At 68.0% G+C, this 18,598-nt stretch carries 11 protein-coding genes; 6 read left to right on the forward strand and 5 right to left on the reverse strand.

What is annotated here, in order from left to right; genetic code table 11:
• Nucleotides 1-10: 10 nt before the first annotated feature.
• From V6Z91_RS28245 to V6Z91_RS28255, 3 genes are all read right to left on the reverse strand, one after another.
• Entirely contained in the window at nucleotides 11-3,844 is a 3,834-nt protein-coding gene (locus tag V6Z91_RS28245) for a beta-galactosidase (RefSeq protein WP_338764201.1), read from the reverse strand.
• 149 nt (nucleotides 3,845-3,993) lie between these two features.
• Complete coding sequence (locus V6Z91_RS28250) at nucleotides 3,994-4,635, reverse strand: glutathione S-transferase (protein ID WP_338764203.1); 642 nt, start codon at nucleotides 4,633-4,635, stop codon at nucleotides 3,994-3,996.
• Between the two features lie 34 nt (nucleotides 4,636-4,669).
• Entirely contained in the window at nucleotides 4,670-5,665 is a 996-nt protein-coding gene (locus V6Z91_RS28255; protein ID WP_338764205.1) for a helix-turn-helix domain-containing protein, read from the reverse strand.
• A gap of 107 nt (nucleotides 5,666-5,772) precedes the next feature.
• On the opposite strand from V6Z91_RS28255, the gene V6Z91_RS28260 reads away from it, so the two are divergent.
• Entirely contained in the window at nucleotides 5,773-6,657 is an 885-nt protein-coding gene (locus V6Z91_RS28260) for an MBL fold metallo-hydrolase (RefSeq protein WP_338764208.1), read from the forward strand.
• Here the strand turns inward: V6Z91_RS28260 and V6Z91_RS28265 are convergent.
• Nucleotides 6,609-8,939 (reverse strand): pectinesterase family protein, encoded by a 2,331-nt coding sequence (locus V6Z91_RS28265; protein ID WP_338764210.1) that lies wholly within the window; start codon nucleotides 8,937-8,939, stop codon nucleotides 6,609-6,611. The two genes, V6Z91_RS28260 and V6Z91_RS28265, sit on opposite strands and share 49 nt — an antisense overlap.
• Nucleotides 8,940-9,276: 337 nt before the next feature.
• Here V6Z91_RS28265 and V6Z91_RS28270 point away from each other — a divergent pair, with 337 nt between their 5' ends.
• The 5 genes from V6Z91_RS28270 (at nucleotide 9,277) to V6Z91_RS28290 (ending at nucleotide 17,949) form a co-directional block, all read left to right on the forward strand.
• Entirely contained in the window at nucleotides 9,277-12,111 is a 2,835-nt protein-coding gene (locus tag V6Z91_RS28270; protein ID WP_338764212.1) for a TonB-dependent receptor, read from the forward strand.
• A gap of 7 nt (nucleotides 12,112-12,118) precedes the next feature.
• The gene (locus V6Z91_RS28275) at nucleotides 12,119-13,738 is read left to right on the forward strand and encodes a glycoside hydrolase 43 family protein (RefSeq protein ID WP_338764214.1); all 1,620 of its coding nucleotides are present in this window, start codon (nucleotides 12,119-12,121) and stop codon (nucleotides 13,736-13,738) included.
• Nucleotides 13,735-15,105: a glycoside hydrolase family 88 protein gene (locus V6Z91_RS28280; RefSeq protein ID WP_338764216.1), complete on the forward strand. Its 1,371-nt coding sequence runs from the start codon at nucleotides 13,735-13,737 to the stop codon at nucleotides 15,103-15,105. Before V6Z91_RS28275 ends, V6Z91_RS28280 begins: the two co-directional genes overlap by 4 nt.
• Before the next feature lie 119 nt (nucleotides 15,106-15,224).
• Nucleotides 15,225-17,174, forward strand: coding sequence for a GDSL-type esterase/lipase family protein (locus V6Z91_RS28285; protein ID WP_338764218.1), 1,950 nt, complete (start codon nucleotides 15,225-15,227; stop codon nucleotides 17,172-17,174).
• A 46-nt stretch (nucleotides 17,175-17,220) separates the two neighbouring features.
• The gene (locus V6Z91_RS28290; protein ID WP_338764220.1) at nucleotides 17,221-17,949 is read left to right on the forward strand and encodes a hypothetical protein; all 729 of its coding nucleotides are present in this window, start codon (nucleotides 17,221-17,223) and stop codon (nucleotides 17,947-17,949) included.
• A 51-nt stretch (nucleotides 17,950-18,000) separates the two neighbouring features.
• Here the strand turns inward: V6Z91_RS28290 and V6Z91_RS28295 are convergent, their stop codons facing one another.
• Nucleotides 18,001-18,597, reverse strand: a complete 597-nt coding sequence (locus V6Z91_RS28295; RefSeq protein WP_338764223.1) for a DNA-binding protein — start codon at nucleotides 18,595-18,597, stop codon at nucleotides 18,001-18,003.
• Nucleotide 18,598 lies beyond the last annotated feature (1 nt).

Here is an 18,598-nt window from a genome sequence, read left to right on the forward strand (position 1 = left end):
CGGCGGCTGATCAGCGCCCGTCCTGCGGTGTCGCCAGGACTTCCACCGGCACGCCGCCACGCGCGGTGCGCAGGTTGACGAGCTTGACGGGCTCCAGCGCGTTCTCCTTCCTGCCATCGGTCGTGACCGCCAGCGCGATCGTGTTGCGGCCGTTCGGGTTCAGGATGCCCGGCGGGATCACGAACGTGCGCTGCGGGCCGATGTGGGCGATGAACTGCCCCATGTTCCAGCCGTTCACGAAGATCAGCGCGCGGTTTTCGCGCTCCGACCGCGGCTTGCCCGTATCGCCGAAGGCCAGGCCCAGTTGCACGTCGTGGCCCTTCGGCAGGTCGAGGTCGAAGCTCGTCTTCAGCCAGTACGTGCCCGGGGCCGGCGGCGCGTCGGTCGGCTTGGCCGCCCTCCAGCCGGCTTGCGCGCCGGCCGATGGCAGGTGCCAGCCCTCGCGCTCGCCATACAGGCCGCCGTTGTTCAGCGGCCCGCGCGCCACATCGGCCAGCGCTTCGCCGCCGCGGCGGCCCTGGATGCGCCATTCGATCGGCACGGCGAAACGCTTGCCGCCCTTCGACGTCAGCGAGGCCGAAATCAGGCCGCGCGCCTCGCGGTGGTAGTCGTCGGCCATCAGGTTCCAGTTATGCGAATTGTTGCGCACCATGACGGCGATCACGTGCCTGCCCGGCTTCAGGTCGCCGAGAGCCAGCTTCACGCTGTCGGTCGTTTCCGGGAACGATCGGCCCGTATCCATTTCGTGCTGGCCGACGAAGCGGCCGTCGATCCACACCTGCGCCATGCCGGCGCCGCCCGCGCCGTAGAACAGTTCGAGGCGGTTGGTACCCTGGTCACCGCGGCCATCCTTGATGTCGACATGGCCGCGGTACCACACATCGCCATGGTGGAAGCCGTAGTCGCTCATCGCCAGCGTGGGCTGGCCGCGTTCCGGCATCGTCCACGTCTGCGCGGCGGACGGCCGGTGGTCGGCCTTCAGCCACTTGCCGTCGTCGAAGCCGGGTTGCGCCTCGGGGCTGTCGGCGCGGCGCGTCCATGGCAGCGCGGCCAGGTCCGGCAGCTTGATGGCGGCAGGCCCGTTCACGGCGTTCGACTTGAAGCTGCCGTCCGGCTGGGCCGCCAGCGACAGCGCTTCGCCGTTGAAGGTCGCGGCCGTGAAGGCCGGTCCCCAGATCTCTATCGCGCTGGCCGCCGTGGTGTCGCCGGTGAGAGCCAGCTTGCCGCCGGCCAGCGTCGCGCCGCGCACCAGCGCCGGCGTCAGTTGCAGCACCTGGCCGGCAGCAGTCTTCTGCGTCCAGAACTGCAGGCTGGTCTTCTCGTCCGCCAGCAGCAGCAGCAACGGGGCGCGGCCGCCACCCGTGATGCGCACGCGGGCCAACCCGTCATGGGTGTACGCGAGCTTCAGGTCGCCCTTCGCCGCGTCGAAGCTCGATGCCACCTTGCCGGACAGGACATCGACCTTCGGCGCGCTCGCGAACCGCAGCACCGTTTCGCCGGGCTCACCATCGCGGCCGTGCAGCAGCGCGATATCGCGCTCGCCATTGTTGAAATGCGTCTGCAGTTCGGAAGTGGAGTACACCAGGTGCTGCCGCTCCATCGGATAGGCGGCCAGCAGCATCTTCGCATCCTGCCCGTTCAGCCGAAGCGGCACCTGATAGCTGCCATCCCGCGTCGCCAGGTCGAACGTGAAGCTGTCGTCCGTCAACAAGTCCGACGGGCTGTGCACGGCCAGCAGCACGTGCGCGCCCAGCTTCGGATTGACGTTGTGGTAGACCTTGACCTTGTCCGACGATGTCCTGATCGGCGGCCCCTTGTCCATCTGCGCCAGCGCCTGCTCGGCCGCCTGCACGAACATGCCCTGCTGCTTCAGTGCCAGCGCCTTCGGCCGCAGGCCGCGGTCTTCCGAGATCGGCGCGCCGTAGTCGTAGGACGTGTAGACGACCGGGCCGCCGAGCCAGCCCCACGAGGTGCCGCCGAACGTCATGTACACATTATGGATCGTGATCCGGTTGATCAGGTTCGTTCCATAGAACACGCGCTGGTAACCCTTGCCCTGCCGCTGGGCGGTGCACTCATACGTGCCGTTCGAGCCCCAGTAGTCGAACCAGCCGCCACCCAGTTCCGCGGCAAAGCCGGGCGTGCCGGGCGAAGACAGCGCGCCGGCCTTCGGGCCCGGCTGCGCGTACATCCCCCAGTCCGGCGCCTTGTTGGGCCCCGACGGGTCGGCGAACACATTGCAGCTGCCGCCCGGATAGCCGTCGAAGGCATAGATATCGGTCGGGCCGGTGTTGGCCCACGGCGCCGCCGAGTTCTTCGGCGCCCAGTCGGGCAGACGCCCGGCCGCATTGTGGAAAAATGGCACCGTGATGCCGTCCGCCCGTGCTTTCTTCGCCAGGTGCTCCATCTGGCGCACATGTTTCGGCTCCACCTTGCCCAGTTCGTTTTCCAGCTGGTAGGCGATGATGTTGCCGCCGCCATCCGTGGCCTGGTGGCGCGCGATGATCGCATTAATCTGCGTCATCCACTCGTCCGATGCGGCCAGGTACACGGGGTCGTCGGTACGTGCCTCGGCGCGATTGCGGAACATCCAGCCCGGGTAGCCGCCGCCCGTCAGCTCCGCGTTCACGTAGGGGCCGGTGCGGGCGATGATGTACATGCCCTCCTCCTCGGCGATCTCGATCGCCCGCTCCACGTTGCGCACGCCATTGAAGTCGTACACGCCCGGTTCCGGCGAGTGGTAGCCCCAGTCGAAGTAGAACGCGATGCCGTTGAAGCCCACCGCCTTCATCTTCTGGATCACGTCGCGCCACAGCGAGGGGCTGGGCAGCCGGAACGGATGCACCTCGCCCGACCAGACGACGACGCGCTTTCCATCGACCAGCAGCGAATGCTCGTCCCAGGCAATCTTCTTCGGCTGGCCCTTCGGCTTCGTGGCTTGCGCGAAGGCCATGCGCTCTTCCGGAATCACGGACGCGGTACCGATCATGCCCGAAACGCCGCCCACCTTCGCCTTCGGTGCCCAGGTCCGCAGGTCGCGGCTGTCCGAGTACCAGTACGCGCGGCTGTCCGGGTCGGCGAAATAGGCGCGCCAGCCGCCGTCGGCCAGCCGGACGAGCGACTGGCCGCCGGACGATGCGCCCGGACCGGTTCCCTGCTGAACGGTCCAGGGCCCAGGCAGCGTTTGCGCCATCGCGACTTCCAGCGCACCGGTGGATACGTTGCGGACCAGCGCGGCGTAGCCGTTGTCGGTGGCGGCAATGGCTACGCCGCCGGCCAGGCCCTGCACGGCCTGCGGCGCCGACCATTGCGCGAAATCCGTCCCCGGCGCCAGCAAATACGTTTGCGCACCGGCGGCCAGGACCACCTTCAAGGCGCCGCTCTTTTCCCGCACCCAGCGCGGTGCCGACACCCTGGCACCGCCGGGCAGCGCCAGCGGGGCGGCGTGCACCGTCTCCCACTTGCGCAAATCCCGCGACCGCGCGATCCCGAGGTTGGCGCCCTGGGCATACACGGCGTAGTACTGCCCCTCATGACGCACGATGGAGGGATCGGCCAGCGCGGTACCGGACGGCGCATGCGCCTCGGAGGCCAGCGTGGTGAAGGTAACGCCATCGCTTGACGAATAGACGCTGAACTTGCCCTCGGCTGAAAGCGGCACGGCCGCCATCAGGAAGACGGGTGCGTTCGCAACGAGGCCCGCCTGCGCCTGCCGCTGCTGCGCGTCGGACGCCTGGGGGATGCCCAGTTCCTGGGCGGTGACATCGGCCGCGAGGGCGGCCAGGGCGATCGGAAGGATATGGGCGAGGTGGCTGCGGCGCGGCGAGGCAGGAATCTTGGGCATCGGGCTTCTTGGTTGGTCGGACAAATGGTGTCTGATCATAAAGCCTTTTGCCCGCGAGACACGACCCTCAATTATCAACAAATTGAGCGTTTCACGAGGGCGCCCCTCGCCTCATCCGCGCCCTGGCGACCGCTGCGTGCCCGCGCGACTCACCACTTCGGCGCGATGCGCTCTCCCGGCATGGCTTCGTACGGCGGCACCCAGCCCGGCACGCGCTTCAGGCGCTCGATCCACGCGCCGATGTGCGGCCAGCGCGCCGCCACGTCGATGCCGCTTTCCTCGATCGGGTAGAACATGTAGCCGGAGAGCGAAAAGTCGGCGATGGTCGGACCGTCGCCCACCATCCATTCGCGCGTGGCGAGATGCTTGTCGACGATCCCGAAGGCGGCCTCGATGCGCCCCAGCAGGAATTTCATCACCACCGGATCGGGCTGCACGGGACCGAACGACTTCATGAAGCGGTAGGTGGCGAAGTAGCTGGTGAACTTGTGGTTGTCGAACAGGATCCAGCGCAGCACCTCGAGCTTGTCGCGTTCGGTCGCGCCGCCGAAGCGCCCATGCTTGTTGGCGAGGTGGGTCAGGATCGCGCCGGACTGGGTCAGGCGCAGGTCGCCGTCTTCCAGGATCGGGGCCTCGCCCATCTCGTTGTGCTCCTCGCGCCAGGCCGGATCGCGCGAGATGCCCGTGAAGAAGTCGACGAAGACGGGTTCGAACGGCTCGCCCAGCGCGCGCAGCATGAACGCGACCTTGAAAGCGTTGCCCGATTGGCCAAAACAGTGCAGGCGGTACATGGATCCTCCGGTGGTTATCATCCCACCATCATAATCACGCCGGAGCGACGACACCAGCCCTGAACGACTTCCGATAGGCCGAGGGCGACGTCTTCAAGGCGGTTCGGAAGTGCTGCCGCAGCGACAGCGCCGTGCCGAAGCCGGCCTCCTGGGCCACCACCTCGACCGACACATTGCTGCTCTCCAGCAGGCTGCGCGCATGAGCCATGCGCTGGTTCAGCAGCCACTGCTTGAACGACGTGCCGGTGGCCTGGCGGAAGTGCCGGGTGAACGTGCGGCGGCTCATCGCGGCGCGTTCGGCCAGCGCGTCGATACTGTGCTCGCGCTGCGGATGCCGCGCCACCCAGTCGAGCACCTGGGCGAAGCGCCCGTCGCTGCCGGACACGGGCACGGGCCGCTCGATGAACTGCGCCTGCCCGCCGTCGCGGTGTGGCGCGACCAGCAGCCGCCGCGAGACCCGGTTCGCGACCTCCGCGCCGCAGAGCTGCCGCAACAGGTGCAGGCAGCAGTCGAGACCGGCTGCCACGCCGGCGGACGTGAGCACGTCGCCTTCGTCCACATACAGCACTTCCTCGTTGACGTTCACGTGGGGGTGGCGCCGCGCCAGCTCGCCTGCGGCGGCCCAATGCGTGGCCACGGAGCGGCCGTCGAGCAGACCCGCCTCGGCCAGCGGGAACGCGCCCAGGCACAGGCCCACCACCCGGGCACCGCGCGCGTGGGCCTGCCGGAGCGCGGCGAGCAACGGCGCCGGCGCCGGCCGGCAATCGTCGTGCCACGCCGGCATCACCACGATATCGGCGTCCTTCAGGGCGGCGAGCCCGCGGCGGGTGGCGATGGCGAAGCCGGCCGACGTCTGCAACGGCCCCTTGCCGACGGCGCATACTTCCACGTCGAACAGCGGCGCGCCGGTCCCAAGGCTGGCGCCCAGGGTCGCGCCGAAGACCAGGCACGGCACCGACAGGTGGAATGGCGTGACGCCGTCGAATGCGACGACGGCGACTTTCAATGGGTTGGCGGATTTTGGCGGCATGGCCCGATTATATCGGAACAATGCCTTCGGGCCACTGTCGGCAAACCGCTGCCCCGCCGACAATGGCGTCACCGGGCCCCATGCGCCCATCACCAGGAGACCGAAGAATGAATACCCGCGACGCCGCCCTCGCCCCGATGCTTCCGACCGCCCAGGCCGTGGCCTTCCAGCACATCCGCAACGCCACCATCAAGGTGGAATATGCGGGCACCACCTTTCTCGTCGACCCGATGCTGGCGCCGCAAGGCGGCTGGCCCGGCTTCGAAGGCACCGTCAACAGCCACCTGCGCAACCCGCTGGTGGAGCTGCCGCTGCCGCTCGCCGACGTGATCAGGGCCGACGCCATCATCGTCACCCACCTGCACATGGACCACTGGGACGATGCGGCCAAAGGAGCGATCCCGAAGGACATGCCGGTGTTCGCGCAGGATGAGCATGATGCCGCCAGCATCCGCAAGGATGGCTTTACCGATGTGCGCGTGCTGGGCGAGGACAGCGAGTTCCATGGCACGCGGCTGACGAAGACGGGTGGCCAGCACGGCACGGACGAGATGATGGCCATGGGCCTGGACAAGCGGCTGGGCGACGTGTCCGGCATCGTGTTCCGTCGCCCTGGGTGGCAGACCACGTATATCGCCGGCGACACCACCTGGACCGCCGAGGTCGAACGGGCCATCACGGCATACCGGCCGGACGTGATCATCCTGAACGCCGGCTATGCCAGGATTCCCGGCTTGCCGGGAGCGATCATCATGGGCAAGGAAGACCTGCTGCGCGCCGCCCGGCTCGCGCCCGCGGCCCGCGTGGTCGGCATCCACATGGAAGCCGTGAACCACGCCAGCCAGACGCGCGCCGAACTGCGCGAGTTCGCCGCCGCCCACAACATCGCCGAGCGCGTGCTGGTGCCGGAGGATGGCGAAGCGTTCCGGTTCCAGGCAAGCCGCTACGGCTCCGGGGACCACCCCTTGCCGCCATCGAACCCGGCGAAGTAAGCCGCCCGCGACGGGTAGGCGGCCTTTGCCTCCGCCGCGTCCAGCACCTTGCCATGCAAACGCCCGCTGACGTCGAGCGGCCTGCCGGCCAGATCCATGGTGCCGAACTCGCGCCACCCCGCCGTGGCGGAGGCCTCGGCGGGATTGGGCACTGGCTGCCTGGCATTCGGCCCGGCCCAGCCGGCCGCCGCGATGTGCGGGCCCATGCGGCAATCGATGAACGCGATATGGTCCCAGGTATTGGCATAGCCGGGGCTGCGCGCCAGCCAGGTGGCACCGGCCGGCACGTCGTTGCCGGTCGGGCCGGGGCCGTGCGTCAGGCGGCTGTTCACGAACAAGAATCCCTTGTCGGTGGCCGACATGGTGCGGGCCTGGAGCAGGTAGCCGCCGTTCTTCGAGTTCGCGCTGTCGCCCACGGTGCGGATCTCGCTGTCCTCGAACAGCGCGGCGCGGTTGTTCCCCCAGATGAAGTCCACGTTCCCGGCAATGAGCGTGCGGTAGAACCAGGAATAGCCGCGCACCTGGATCGTATCCTGCTCGCTGAAGAAGCTGGCGTTCTTCGCGACCAGCCGCCCTTCGCTGTTGAAGAAGATCGTTTCGGCCTGCCCGCCCGTGGGCGCATTGCGCCGCACGCTGTTGCGCATGGTGAGCGTGTCGAGCGTGAGCATGTCGGCATCCTCGACGAGGAAGAGCGCACGCCCGCCGTTGATGCCGGGCGATTGCGCATCCTGTGCCGTGCCGGAGCCGGGGTTGAGGCCGTCGCCATTTTCCGCGTCGATCACCACGCCGTCGCGGCTCTGGCCACGCAGCGTCACGTTGTCCTTGCCGCGCAGGTAGAGCAGCTCCTGGTAGCGGCCGTTCCTGATTTCCACGGTGACGGGCGCGGTGCGCCCGGCGTGCTCCATCGCGTGGTTCAATGCTCCCTGCACTGTGCGGAAGTCCGCCCTGCCGTCGTCATCCACCACCAGCCTGCTGCCATGCGGGACGGCGGCGCGGGTCCGGAACGTCCAGCCGTGCCCGATACCGATGCCGGCGAAGCGCTGCCCGGCGAAGCTGCCCTCGAACACGCCGTCATCGATGGTCACCACGTATTCCTCGCCCGGCCGCAACTTCGCACTGTGCAGGTGGATGACGGCGTTGCGGCCCTCGATGGCGATCGGCTGGCGGCGCACGGCCCTGCGGTATTCCTGGCCGGGGTAGCCCAGCAGGTCATGTTCGCCGCCGACGTGGACCGTGTCCGCCACCGCGCCATCGCGCTTGCGGTGCACGCGGATCGCGCCCGCCTTGCCAAGCTTCGGCATCGCATCGAAGCGCAGCCGCAGCGGTGTGTCGTACGGCACGTCGCGCTTGCCGATGGCCGGGGCCACGCCGCCGTCCAGCCGGTAAGGCGCTTTGGCCGGCGTCCTGCGTTCCGCCACCCGCACGTCGAACACCGACTGGACGTTCGGATCGTCGAGACTCCTCAAGGTGACCGCCGTGGCGCCGGGCGCCACGGGGGTAAGCGTGACGTAAGCGGCCCCCGCGTCCACGCGCACGAGCGCGGGGTCGGGGGCGACGGCTTCGAAGCGGAACGGCAAAGCGCCATATGCCGTCGCGTTCGGCGGACTGGCATTCGTGAAGAAGGTACCGGGCCCGTTGACGGGCGGTGCCGCCGCCGGGTCGCCCGCCTGCCGATAACTTCCGAGGGCGCTGACGTCGAATCGATGCGGCCCGTCGCCGAGGGTCAGTTGCGCCAGTTGCGGCGCGCGCGCCAGGGCCAGCCGCGCCGGCTTCCGGGCGGGATCGCCGGTAACGGGCGTGCTCGCCTCGAATGCCGTGCCGCCGGCAACGACGCCAATCCGCCCTGCCCCCGGCAGCGCCGTATCGGTGACGCTGGTGACACGTTCGCCGTTCAGGTACACGACCAGCATGGCACCCTGCATCTCCAGGCGCACGGTATTGAAACGGCCATCGCCGACGGCGGCGCGGCTGAAGCCTTTCAGCCGTGTCAGCTGGCCATCCCTCATGCGCACGATCTCCACCTGCATGCGCTGCGTGGCCGAGTGGAAGCCGAGCCCCGCGCCATACCAGTTCCCATCGTCCTGGTAGCGGCCCACCACGTACAGGCGGCCGTCGGCGCCACTAGCTGCCAGCGGGCGGAAGCGCGCCTCCACGTAGGCATCGGCGGGCGCCGCGCCGGTGATGCGCACGGGGGCCTCGGGTTCGATGCGCGTTACCTGGTCCGCAGCAGCGGCGTAGGTCGATGCCAGCACCATGGTTGCCAGCAGGCTGTTGAAGCGCATGGTCGTCTCCTGTCGTTGATATTGCCACCGAAAACCTGTGTCCGACACCATTTCCTGCGGAAATGATGTCCGACACGGGTGCTTTGGCCTGACCACTTTAGCGCAGGTCAGGCCATTTCCGCCAGCGCATTTTTGATTGCGCTAACAGCCATCACCATAGGTAAAGAGATCCAGCCGGCGAACAACTCCAGCAAAAACTGTTTGCGTAATCATGTATTTTAAGCCATCCTAAAAGAAGCTGGTCAGGCCACATGACCAGCGGCCTGACCAATCAAAAACTTGATCAATGTGACGCGGCTGCACGGCCGGCACGCCGAACCAAGACACAGGAGACCAGATGCACCGTATCCCCCATCGGATCGCGCTGTCCGCGATCGCCCTCGCCGTCCTCACCCTCGCCCAGGCTGCCTCCGCCCAGCAAGCCGCGCTGCCCGCCGCGCAGTCCGCCGACACGCCGATCGCGCGTGTCGAAGTGACGGGTTCCTCGATCCGCCAGGTGGCCACCGAAAACGCGCTGCCGCTCACCACGATCAAGTCCGAGGAACTCGTGGCGCGCGGGCTCACCACGATGTCCGAGGTGGCCACTTCCCTCACGGTCGGGTCCACCAATGAGCCGGTCGGCGGCGGCGGCTCCGGCACGATGATCAATATGCGCGGCCTGAACACGAACCGCACGCTGGTGCTGCTGAACGGCCGCCGCCTGCCGAACGAGGCGATCGGTGCCAGTTCCGTCAACGTGGACGTGGTGCCGATGAGCGCCGTGGAGCGCGTGGAAGTGCTGCGCGACGGCGCCTCGTCGATCTACGGTACCGATGCCATTGCCGGTGTGGTGAACTTCATCACGAAGCGCACGCACCAGGGCACCACCGTCACCGGCGGCTGGGTGCAGCCGGAACGCCATGGCGGCGGGGACCAGCAGCGCATCAGCATCCTCTCCGGCTTCGGCGACCTGAACGAACAGGGCTGGAACGTCTACGCAGCCGTGGACTTCCAGCAGCGCGCCCGCCTGATGCAGCGCGACCGCCCCAATATCAGCGACCCGAACCTGATCGCCCAGCTGGGCGGCAACCCGTTCACTTCCGCTGTCGCGGGTTCTTCGTCGGCCCCGGCCAATTTCACCGTCTACCAGAACGGCAAGCCGACCACGCGCACCGGCAACCCGTATTTCGCCGCCGGCTGCGCGGCGCCGTATGGCGGCGCGCAGTACACGATCCCGTCCTCCAAGGCCAGCGGCGCCGGCGCCGGCACCTGCATCCTCGACCCGGACCTGTACCCGCAGCTATTGCCCGACAATATGCAGGCCACCCTGTTCACGAAGGCTTCGCTGCGCCACCACGGCGACCGCCTGCTGACCGTGGAACTGCTGGCCACCGAGTCCTATATCAAGGCGCTCAATCCACCGCAGGTGTTCGGCGCGCAGACCGACTACGACAAGTACAACCCCGGCGTGCGCAAGCCGCTGTTCATCACGCCGTCATCCCGGTGGTATCCGGGGGGCAGCGGTGGCGTGCCGGCCGTGGCGGGCGTCACGAACCAGGACCTGGCGCTGACATGGAGCCTGGACGAAGCGGGCCCCGCGAAGACGGACGACCGCCAGAACGCGCGGCGCCTGGCGATCGCCGACCAGGGCGAGTTCATGGGCTGGGATTACCGCGTGGGCTTCACGGCGGCGGAAAGCAAGCGCGCCGTGGGCTGGAGCAGCGGCTTCTTTGCCACGGACGGCATCTACCAGGGCGTGGCCAGCGGCATCCTGAACCCGTTCGGCGCCCAGGACGCGGAAGGCGCAGCCTACCTCGACAGCATCAGCCGCGACGGCCTCACCTACCGCGTGGGCCGCGTGGGCTATGCCGGGACGGACTTCAATATCGCCCGCCCGCTGATGGACCTGGCCGGCGGCCCGCTGACCTTGGCGATCGGCGGCGACTGGCACCGCGAGACCTACCGCGACGCGACGCATCCGGTGGCCAACGAAGTGACGTACAAGGTGTCCGGCACGCCCAACTCCTATCCGCGCGGCGAGCGCAAGGTGAGCGCCCTGTACATGGAAGCGGACGCGCCCATCACGAAGGAACTGACGCTGACGGGCGCGGTGCGCGCCGACCACTTCAGCGATTTCGGCAACACCGTCAACCCGAAGCTGAGCGTGCGCTGGCAGCCCACGCAGACCGTGCTGCTGCGCGGCACGGCCAGCACGGGCTTCCGCGCACCCACGCTGCCGGAGCTGTACGGCACCCCGCTCACGCGCACGCCATCGACCAACAAGTGGGATGATCCGCTGCTGTGCCCCAGCGCCACGCCCTCCGTGCGCGGCACGGGCAGCCTGACGACGGACCCGCGCTACGCCGGCCTGAACCTCGATCCGGCCCAGGTCTGCGATACGAACCTGACCACCCTGACCGGCGCCAATCCCGACCTCGAACCGGAAAAGGCGAAAACCGTCACCGCGGGCATCGTGTTCTCGCCGATGAAGAACCTGAACGTGACGCTGGACTGGTGGTCGATCCGCATGAAGGGTACGATCGCGCAGATCACCGAGGAAACCATCTTCGACAACCTGGACCAGTACGGCGACCTGTTCGTGCGCAACCCCAACGGCACGCTCGACTACATCGTCAAGACCCGCCTGAACATGGGCGGCCTGCGCACGCGCGGCATCGACGCAAGCGTGAACTACACGTGGCCCGCCACGCAGTGGGGCAAGTTCGGCGTGAGCATGGAAGGCACCTATGTCGACCGCTACGAAGGCCAGAACGAGCCTAGCGGCGAATGGATCGACAGCGTGGGCAAGCCCGGCGCGCTGGCCACCGGCGCCACCTCGGCCAACACCTATGTGTACCGCTGGAAGCACAACCTGCGCCTGTCGTGGAACTGGCAGAAGTTCGGCGCGCAGCTCATGCAGGCCTATACCTCGCACTACGAGGACACGAACGCGCAGCCGAACCAGAAGCCGGGCCAGCCGTTCTTCAACGAGATCGACCATTACACACTGTACAACCTCACGACCAACTGGAACTTCTCGGACAAGCTCAAGCTCACCTTCGGCATCAACAACCTGCTCGACGAGGACCCGCCGCTGTCGAACCAGCGCATCGGTTCGCGCGTGGTGTTCGCGCAGAACGTGTCGAAACCGATCGGCCGGGCCTACAACGTCCGCGTCAACTACACCTTCTGAGGCCGACATGAAGATGACCACCACGCTGCACGCCGTTCCCCTGCTGCTCCTCGCCCTCTCCGGCCTTCCCGTGCACTCTGCCGAGGCATGGGTACCCGATCTCGGCAACGGCAAGTACCAGAATCCGGTACTGAATGCCGATTACTCCGATCCGGACGCGGTGCGTGTCGGCGACACGTACTACATGACTTCGTCGAGCTTCAACAGCGCGCCCGGCCTGCCGCTACTGCAATCGAAGGACATGGTGAACTGGCAGCTGGTCGGACATGCCTTGCCCAAGCAGGTTCCGGTGACACACTTTTCCACGCCGCGCCACGGCGGCGGCGTGTGGGCACCCTGCCTGCGCCACCACGACGGCAAGTTCTGGATCTTCTATCCCGATCCCGACCACGGCGTGTACGTGACGACGGCCACGCACTTCGCCGGCCCGTGGAGCGAGCCGCACCTGCTCCTGCCCGGCAAGGGCATCATCGACCCCACGCCGCTGTGGGACAGCGACGGCAAGGCTTACTTGCTGCATGCCTGGGCCAAGAGCCGCGCCGGCATCAACAACCGGCTCACGCTGCGCAGCATGGCACCGGACGGCAGCCGCCTGCTCGATTCCGAAGGCAAGGTGATCATCGATGGCGACAGGCTGCCCGGCTACCGCACGCTGGAAGGCCCGAAGTTCTACCGGCATGACGGTTACTACTACGTGTTCGCGCCTGCCGGCGGCGTGGAACACGGCTGGCAATCCGTGTTCCGCTCGCGCACCATTGACGGGCCTTACGAGGACCGCATCGTGATGGAACAGGGCGATACGCCCGTCAACGGGCCGCACCAGGGCGCGTGGGTGCGCGCCCAGGACGGCAAGGACTGGTTCCTGCACTTCCAGGACCGGGCCGCCTACGGCCGCGTGGTGCACCTGCAACCGATGACGTGGCGGGACGGCTGGCCCGTCATCGGGCAACCGGGACCGAAGCCCGGCGTGGGCAATCCTGTCGCCACCCACGACAAGCCGGTGGCGGGCCAGCCGGTCGCGGTGCCGGCCACGTCCGACGAATTCGACGGCAAGGCGCTCGGCCTGCAATGGCAATGGAACGCCAACCCGCAGGATGGCTGGTATTCGCTTTCCGCCCGGCCCGGCCACCTGCGCCTGCCGGTGCAAGCCGTGCCGGCAACGAAGGATTTCGTGCGCGCGGCGCCGAACATCATTGCCCAGAAGCTGCCCGCGACCGCCTTCACGGCCGAGACCAGGATCGAACTGCGCGGCGCGAAGGATGGCGATCGGGCGGGGCTGATCCTGAACGGCCAGAGTTATGCGGCGCTGGGCCTGCGCCAGCGCGGCGCGGACCTGCAACTGGTGTACACCACCTGCACGCCATTCACGCCGCGTTGCACCGAGAGCGAGACGGTGCTGCTGCCGAAGGCGCCCGCAGCGCTGACGTTGCGCATGGCGATGGAGGAAGGCGCGGTCGCACGGTTCCAGTACAGCGTGGACGGCAAGCGCTTCGTCGACGCGGGCGCGCCGTTCACCGCCACCAAGGGTCTCTGGGTCGGCGCCCAGATGGGGTTGTATAGCGCCAGCGCGGCGGCCCAGCCGTCCGGCGCCTGGCTGGACGCGGACTACTTCCGCGTGACGCGATGAAGAAGCTGACGATCTGGCTGCTACTGTCCACCCTGGCGGCCGCTTCCGTCCACGCGGCCGGCCCCTATCGGAATCCGGACAACAAGAACCCGAACGACCCTCTGGAAGGCACGTATCCGGTGCCATATAAACTGCCGGTGGTCACGGAGATCACCGCGCAGCTCGACGCCGTGCGCGGCTTCATCGACCGCGCCACGCCCAGCCGCATCGTCGACAAGGCGACCGGCCAGCCCATCACCGATTTCAGCGTGCCCGTCGCGACGGCGATCGTGGAGCCGTCGCCCCACGACTTCGGCATCATGAACTACGAGATGGGCGTGATGCATGCCGGGCTGATGCTGGGCCGCCGGGTGACGGGCGACCCGAAGTGGACGGCGATGACGGAGCGCCACCTGGCATTCTTCCACCAGCGCCTGGGCTACTTCGAGGAACAGGAGAAGCGGTTCAAGCTGGGGCGCGCCAACAGCTTCGCGCGCTGGGCCAAGCCCCATGCGCTCGACGATTCCGGGTCCATGTGCGCCGCCCTCGTGCGTGCCCGCCTGGAAGGAATCGGGCCCGACATGTCGCCCGTGATCGCCAGGCTGGCGGACTGGGTGCACACGAAGCAGGTGCGCCTGAAGGACGGCACGCTGGCGCGCAACCGCCCACAGGCCTGGTCCGTCTGGGCGGACGACATGTACATGAGCATTCCGGCGCTGGCCGAGATGGGCCGCATGACGGGCGAGCGGCGCTATTACGACGACGCGGTGAAGAACGTGCTGGGCATCTCGAAGTACCTGTTCGATCCGACGATCGGCCTATACACCCATGGCTGGAACATGAACAATCCCGACGCGCCCGAGTTCTACTGGGGCCGCGCGAACGGCTGGGCCGTGCTCGCCATGTCCGACCTGCTCGACGTGCTGCCGAAGTCGCACCCCGGCTACCGGAAGGTACTGGACCAGCACCGCCGCGCGCTGCGCGGCATCGCGAAGCTGCAATCGGGCGAAGGCATGTGGCACCAGATGCTGGACCGGCACGACTCGTTCCTGGAGACTTCCGGCACCGCGATGTTCGTCTATGCGCTGGCGCACGCGATCAACCAGGGCTGGATCAGCCCCACCACGTACGGCTCCATCGCCCAGGCGGGATGGGCAGGCATCTCGGCGCGCATCAAGGCCGACGGCAGCATCGTCGACGGCGTGACGGCCACCACCTTCGCCGCCGACCATGTGTACTACTACAACCGGCCGACCAGCATCAATGCCATGGCCGGCTACGGCCCGGTGCTGCTGGCCGGCTTCGAGATGATCAAGCTGCTGAACAACCCGGATGTCGTCATCACCGACAAGGTGAAGACCTACCATTACGGGCCAGCAAAACAGTGAGGAAGGGCATGCCGATGGGAAGCCAACAGTTCTTGCGGCCCATACTGGCCGCCACGTCGGCATGCCTGCTGTGCTGCGCTCTGCCGGCACACGGACAAGGCGCGATGGGAGCAGCCGGAATGCGCTTCAACTTCACCGCGCATCCGGCACCCGGCGCGGTGACGGTCGAAGCGGATGCACGCGGCGGGGCGCCGTTGTACAGCGCCGCCACCGGCTACGGCTTCGTCACGCACACCGGCGCCCTGCCCGCCCGGCCCGTGCACTCGGAAGGCATCCGGGCCGGCGCCCACGGTTTCACGATCACGGAGCCAGTGATCGACACGGCCGTTGGCGGCAACCACTACAACCGCTTCGGCATGGCCTTCCGCATCAAGGTGCCGCCCGGCGCGTACGCCCTGAAGGTGCGCACGACGCACGATGCGGCGGATGCAACCGTCTCGATCACGGGCATGCAGACGAGCCGGCTGATCCCGCCCGTGTTCTGGGATGCCGCAAACCTGCTGCCCAACCGCACGCGCGTGACGGCACAGGGCCGCGACTGGTCGTACCGCTACGTGAATGGCCGCGACTTCATCGATATCGAGGTGGAGCCGGACAAGGCGGGTGTTCCCGTCGGCCTGGCGGAGATCGTGCTGACGCCGATTCCACCGCAGGAGCGCCCCGCCGGCGAACGGCCGGCGCTGTTCACGCTGGGCGACTCCACCGTGAAGTCGTACACGTTCGACGAGGCGCCGATGAGCGGCTGGGGCCAGGTGTTCGACGACCTGTTCGACCCGGCCAGGGTAAAGGTCGCCAGCTACTCGATGGGCGGGCGCTCGTTCCGCAACGCCTATGCCGAGGGCAGGCTGAACGACCTGCTGCTGGCCGGCCGCGTGGGCGACGTGGTGATGATCCAGTTCGGCCACAACGATGAAAGCGCCGACGAAAGCGACCGCTACGGCCGCGGTGCCACCGAAGCCATGTATGAAGAAATGATCCGTCAGGTGTACCTGCCGGCGATCCGTGCGCGCGGCATGGTGCCCGTGCTCGTGACGCCGATGTCGCGGGTGAACGGCAACCAGCAGCCCGGCGCGCCATACGGGAACTCGTTCGGCAAGCGCCGCTTCCCCGAGCTCTTGAGCGAGCTGGGCGCGGAACTGGACGTGCCCGTGGTGGACCTGAATGCGCGCAGCGTGGAGTACTACAATGCGGCCGGGCATGACGCGATCACGGCCATGGTGATGTCGATCGAGGCGGGCGAGACACCGGGCAAGACGAACGACGGCAGCTACGCCAACGGCCATCCGGCCAACAAGATCGACGGCACGCACTTCAAGGAAGCGCTGTCGAAGCAGTATGCGCGGCTGGTGGTGACGGAACTGGCGCGCCTGGCCGCGCAGGGCGACAGGACGGCGACGCGCATCGTCGCGCAACTGAGGGACGACGTGCGCCGTGCCGTCGCGTCAGGCGACTGGTCCGCCATTCATCCCGAGATCGCCGGCGACATCGTCGATGGCAAGAATGCCTACTATCGCAACCAGATCGAAAAACTGTTGCAACTGGGCGCGCTGCGCAAGGATGCGCAGGGCAATTTCCACCCCGAGGCGCCGATGCGCACGGCCGAGTTCAGCGGCGCGCTGGCGCAGGTGATGGGCTTGCCGGCGGCATCCCTGGCCGGCCATGCGGACGGACCGCTGACGCGCGAAGCGATGGGCGTGCTGCTGCACGATGCATACCATGCGAAGTTCACCGCGAAGCCGGCCTACATGACCGACTACAACGGCAAGACAGTCTTGCCCGGCTCCGACCCCAACCTGGACACCAGCGCGCGCGGCGCGATGTACTACCCGCTCGTGCGCTGGGAGCATCTGCGGGACACGGCGGCCGTCGCGCCAGAGCACCGGAACAAGCTGCGCGAAGCGTATGAACTGGGACTGATGCGCTCCGAGGCCGGCATCGCGCGCGGGCGCATGGTCAACGGCCTGCTGCTGGAACCGAAAGCGCTCGTGACGCGGGCAAAGGCCGCCAAGGCACTGTACTTCATGTGGGTGCTGGCCCAGCCGCCAAAGGGGGAGAATGACCGCCGCTGAGCCGGCCATGTGCTAGCATCGCGTTCCCCCACGAGAACCGCCGCGCATGAACGCCCCAGCCGACCCGCCCGACACCGCAAGGCAACCACCCGGCCAGCCGCCGCTGCGGCTGCGCTCGACCATCGATGCCCCGACGCTGGAACGCGTGCGCATCGGGCTCGAAGCGGTGTTGTTCGCGCGGATGCATGGCGCCCGGCCGCGGACAGCCACGACCGACGAACCCGCCGATACCGCCGAGGCCATGGCGCGGGGGAACATGCCGCCATCGAAGATCCTGGTCTTCCTGCGCAGGTGCGGCCTGCTGGGATTGATGGTCGCGCTCGCCTTCACCGCGAGCGGCGGTCTCGAATGGGACGGCTACCGGCTGGACCTGATCCTTGCCTCGTACTTCATCGCCGGGCTGGCCCTGTCGCTCCTGCTGCCGCGCATCGCGGCAGGTGCCCGCGCATGGCGGCCGGAACGCTGGACCTGGCCTCGGAAAACCCTCGCGCGGCGGCTGGCGGCACGCGCGCTGGAGAGGTCGCGGGCCATGGCGCCGTTCGTGGCGCAGTACGACATCGATGACGCCATCGTGACGTACACGCGGATCAAGGGAGACGATTCGCGGGTCGAGTGGACGCGGCCCCTGGCGGGCTGGTACGCCCAGGGTGACGGGTTCACCGTGCTGTTCGAGGATACGGCGTCGCTGAAGTCCGTCGTCATCCTGCATGAACGGAGCGCGCGCTTCGACGAACTGCTCGCGCTCCATGGTCTACGGCCGCTGGCATCGGCCTGACCGCCACGTGGCAGCCATGGCATTCGCGTAGCGCGCACGGCACCAGTGCCGTCACATGGCGATCGGCAGGCCCGAGGGTGCCACGCTGTCCATGTCCAGCACGTCCGACCTGCCGCCGGCGAGCAGGATGCTGAACGGCGAGCTGTCGCGTTGCGCGCAGCGCGAGTCCGACAGCAGGCCGCCGAAGTTCCCGAAACCGGCGATGCGGCCGTCGCGCTGGACGCTTCGCTCGCGCGGCCCCAGCGGCGTGGGCCTGGCCGGGGCCATGCTTTCCAGCGCTTCCAGCCGGGCCGTCAGCGCCGCCACGGTGCCGCGCAGCTCCGCCAGCTCCGCATCCTTTTGCCGCAACGCCGCGTCCCTCTCATCCCGCTCGGCGACGAGCCGTTGCGCGCGCCGCTCGGCATCGGCATGCAGGCGGTCCGCCAGTTCCGCCACGAGCGCCTGCAGGGTGCGTTCCGTTTCGCCGCGCGCACCGCCCTGCGCGGGGTCCTCCTCCGCCAGCTCCTTCAGGTACCTGTGGATGGTGGACTTCGAACCCGTGTCGCCCAACGCCTGGCGCACCGCGTCGGCGGACGGGTAGCGCCCTTGCGCCACCAGCCGGTCGCGCACTTCCCGCACCTGCGCCTTCGTCAATCCGCTTCTTGCCATG

The organism is Massilia sp. METH4 (assembly GCF_037094685.1).
Classification (GTDB): Bacteria; Pseudomonadota; Gammaproteobacteria; order Burkholderiales; family Burkholderiaceae_D; genus Rugamonas.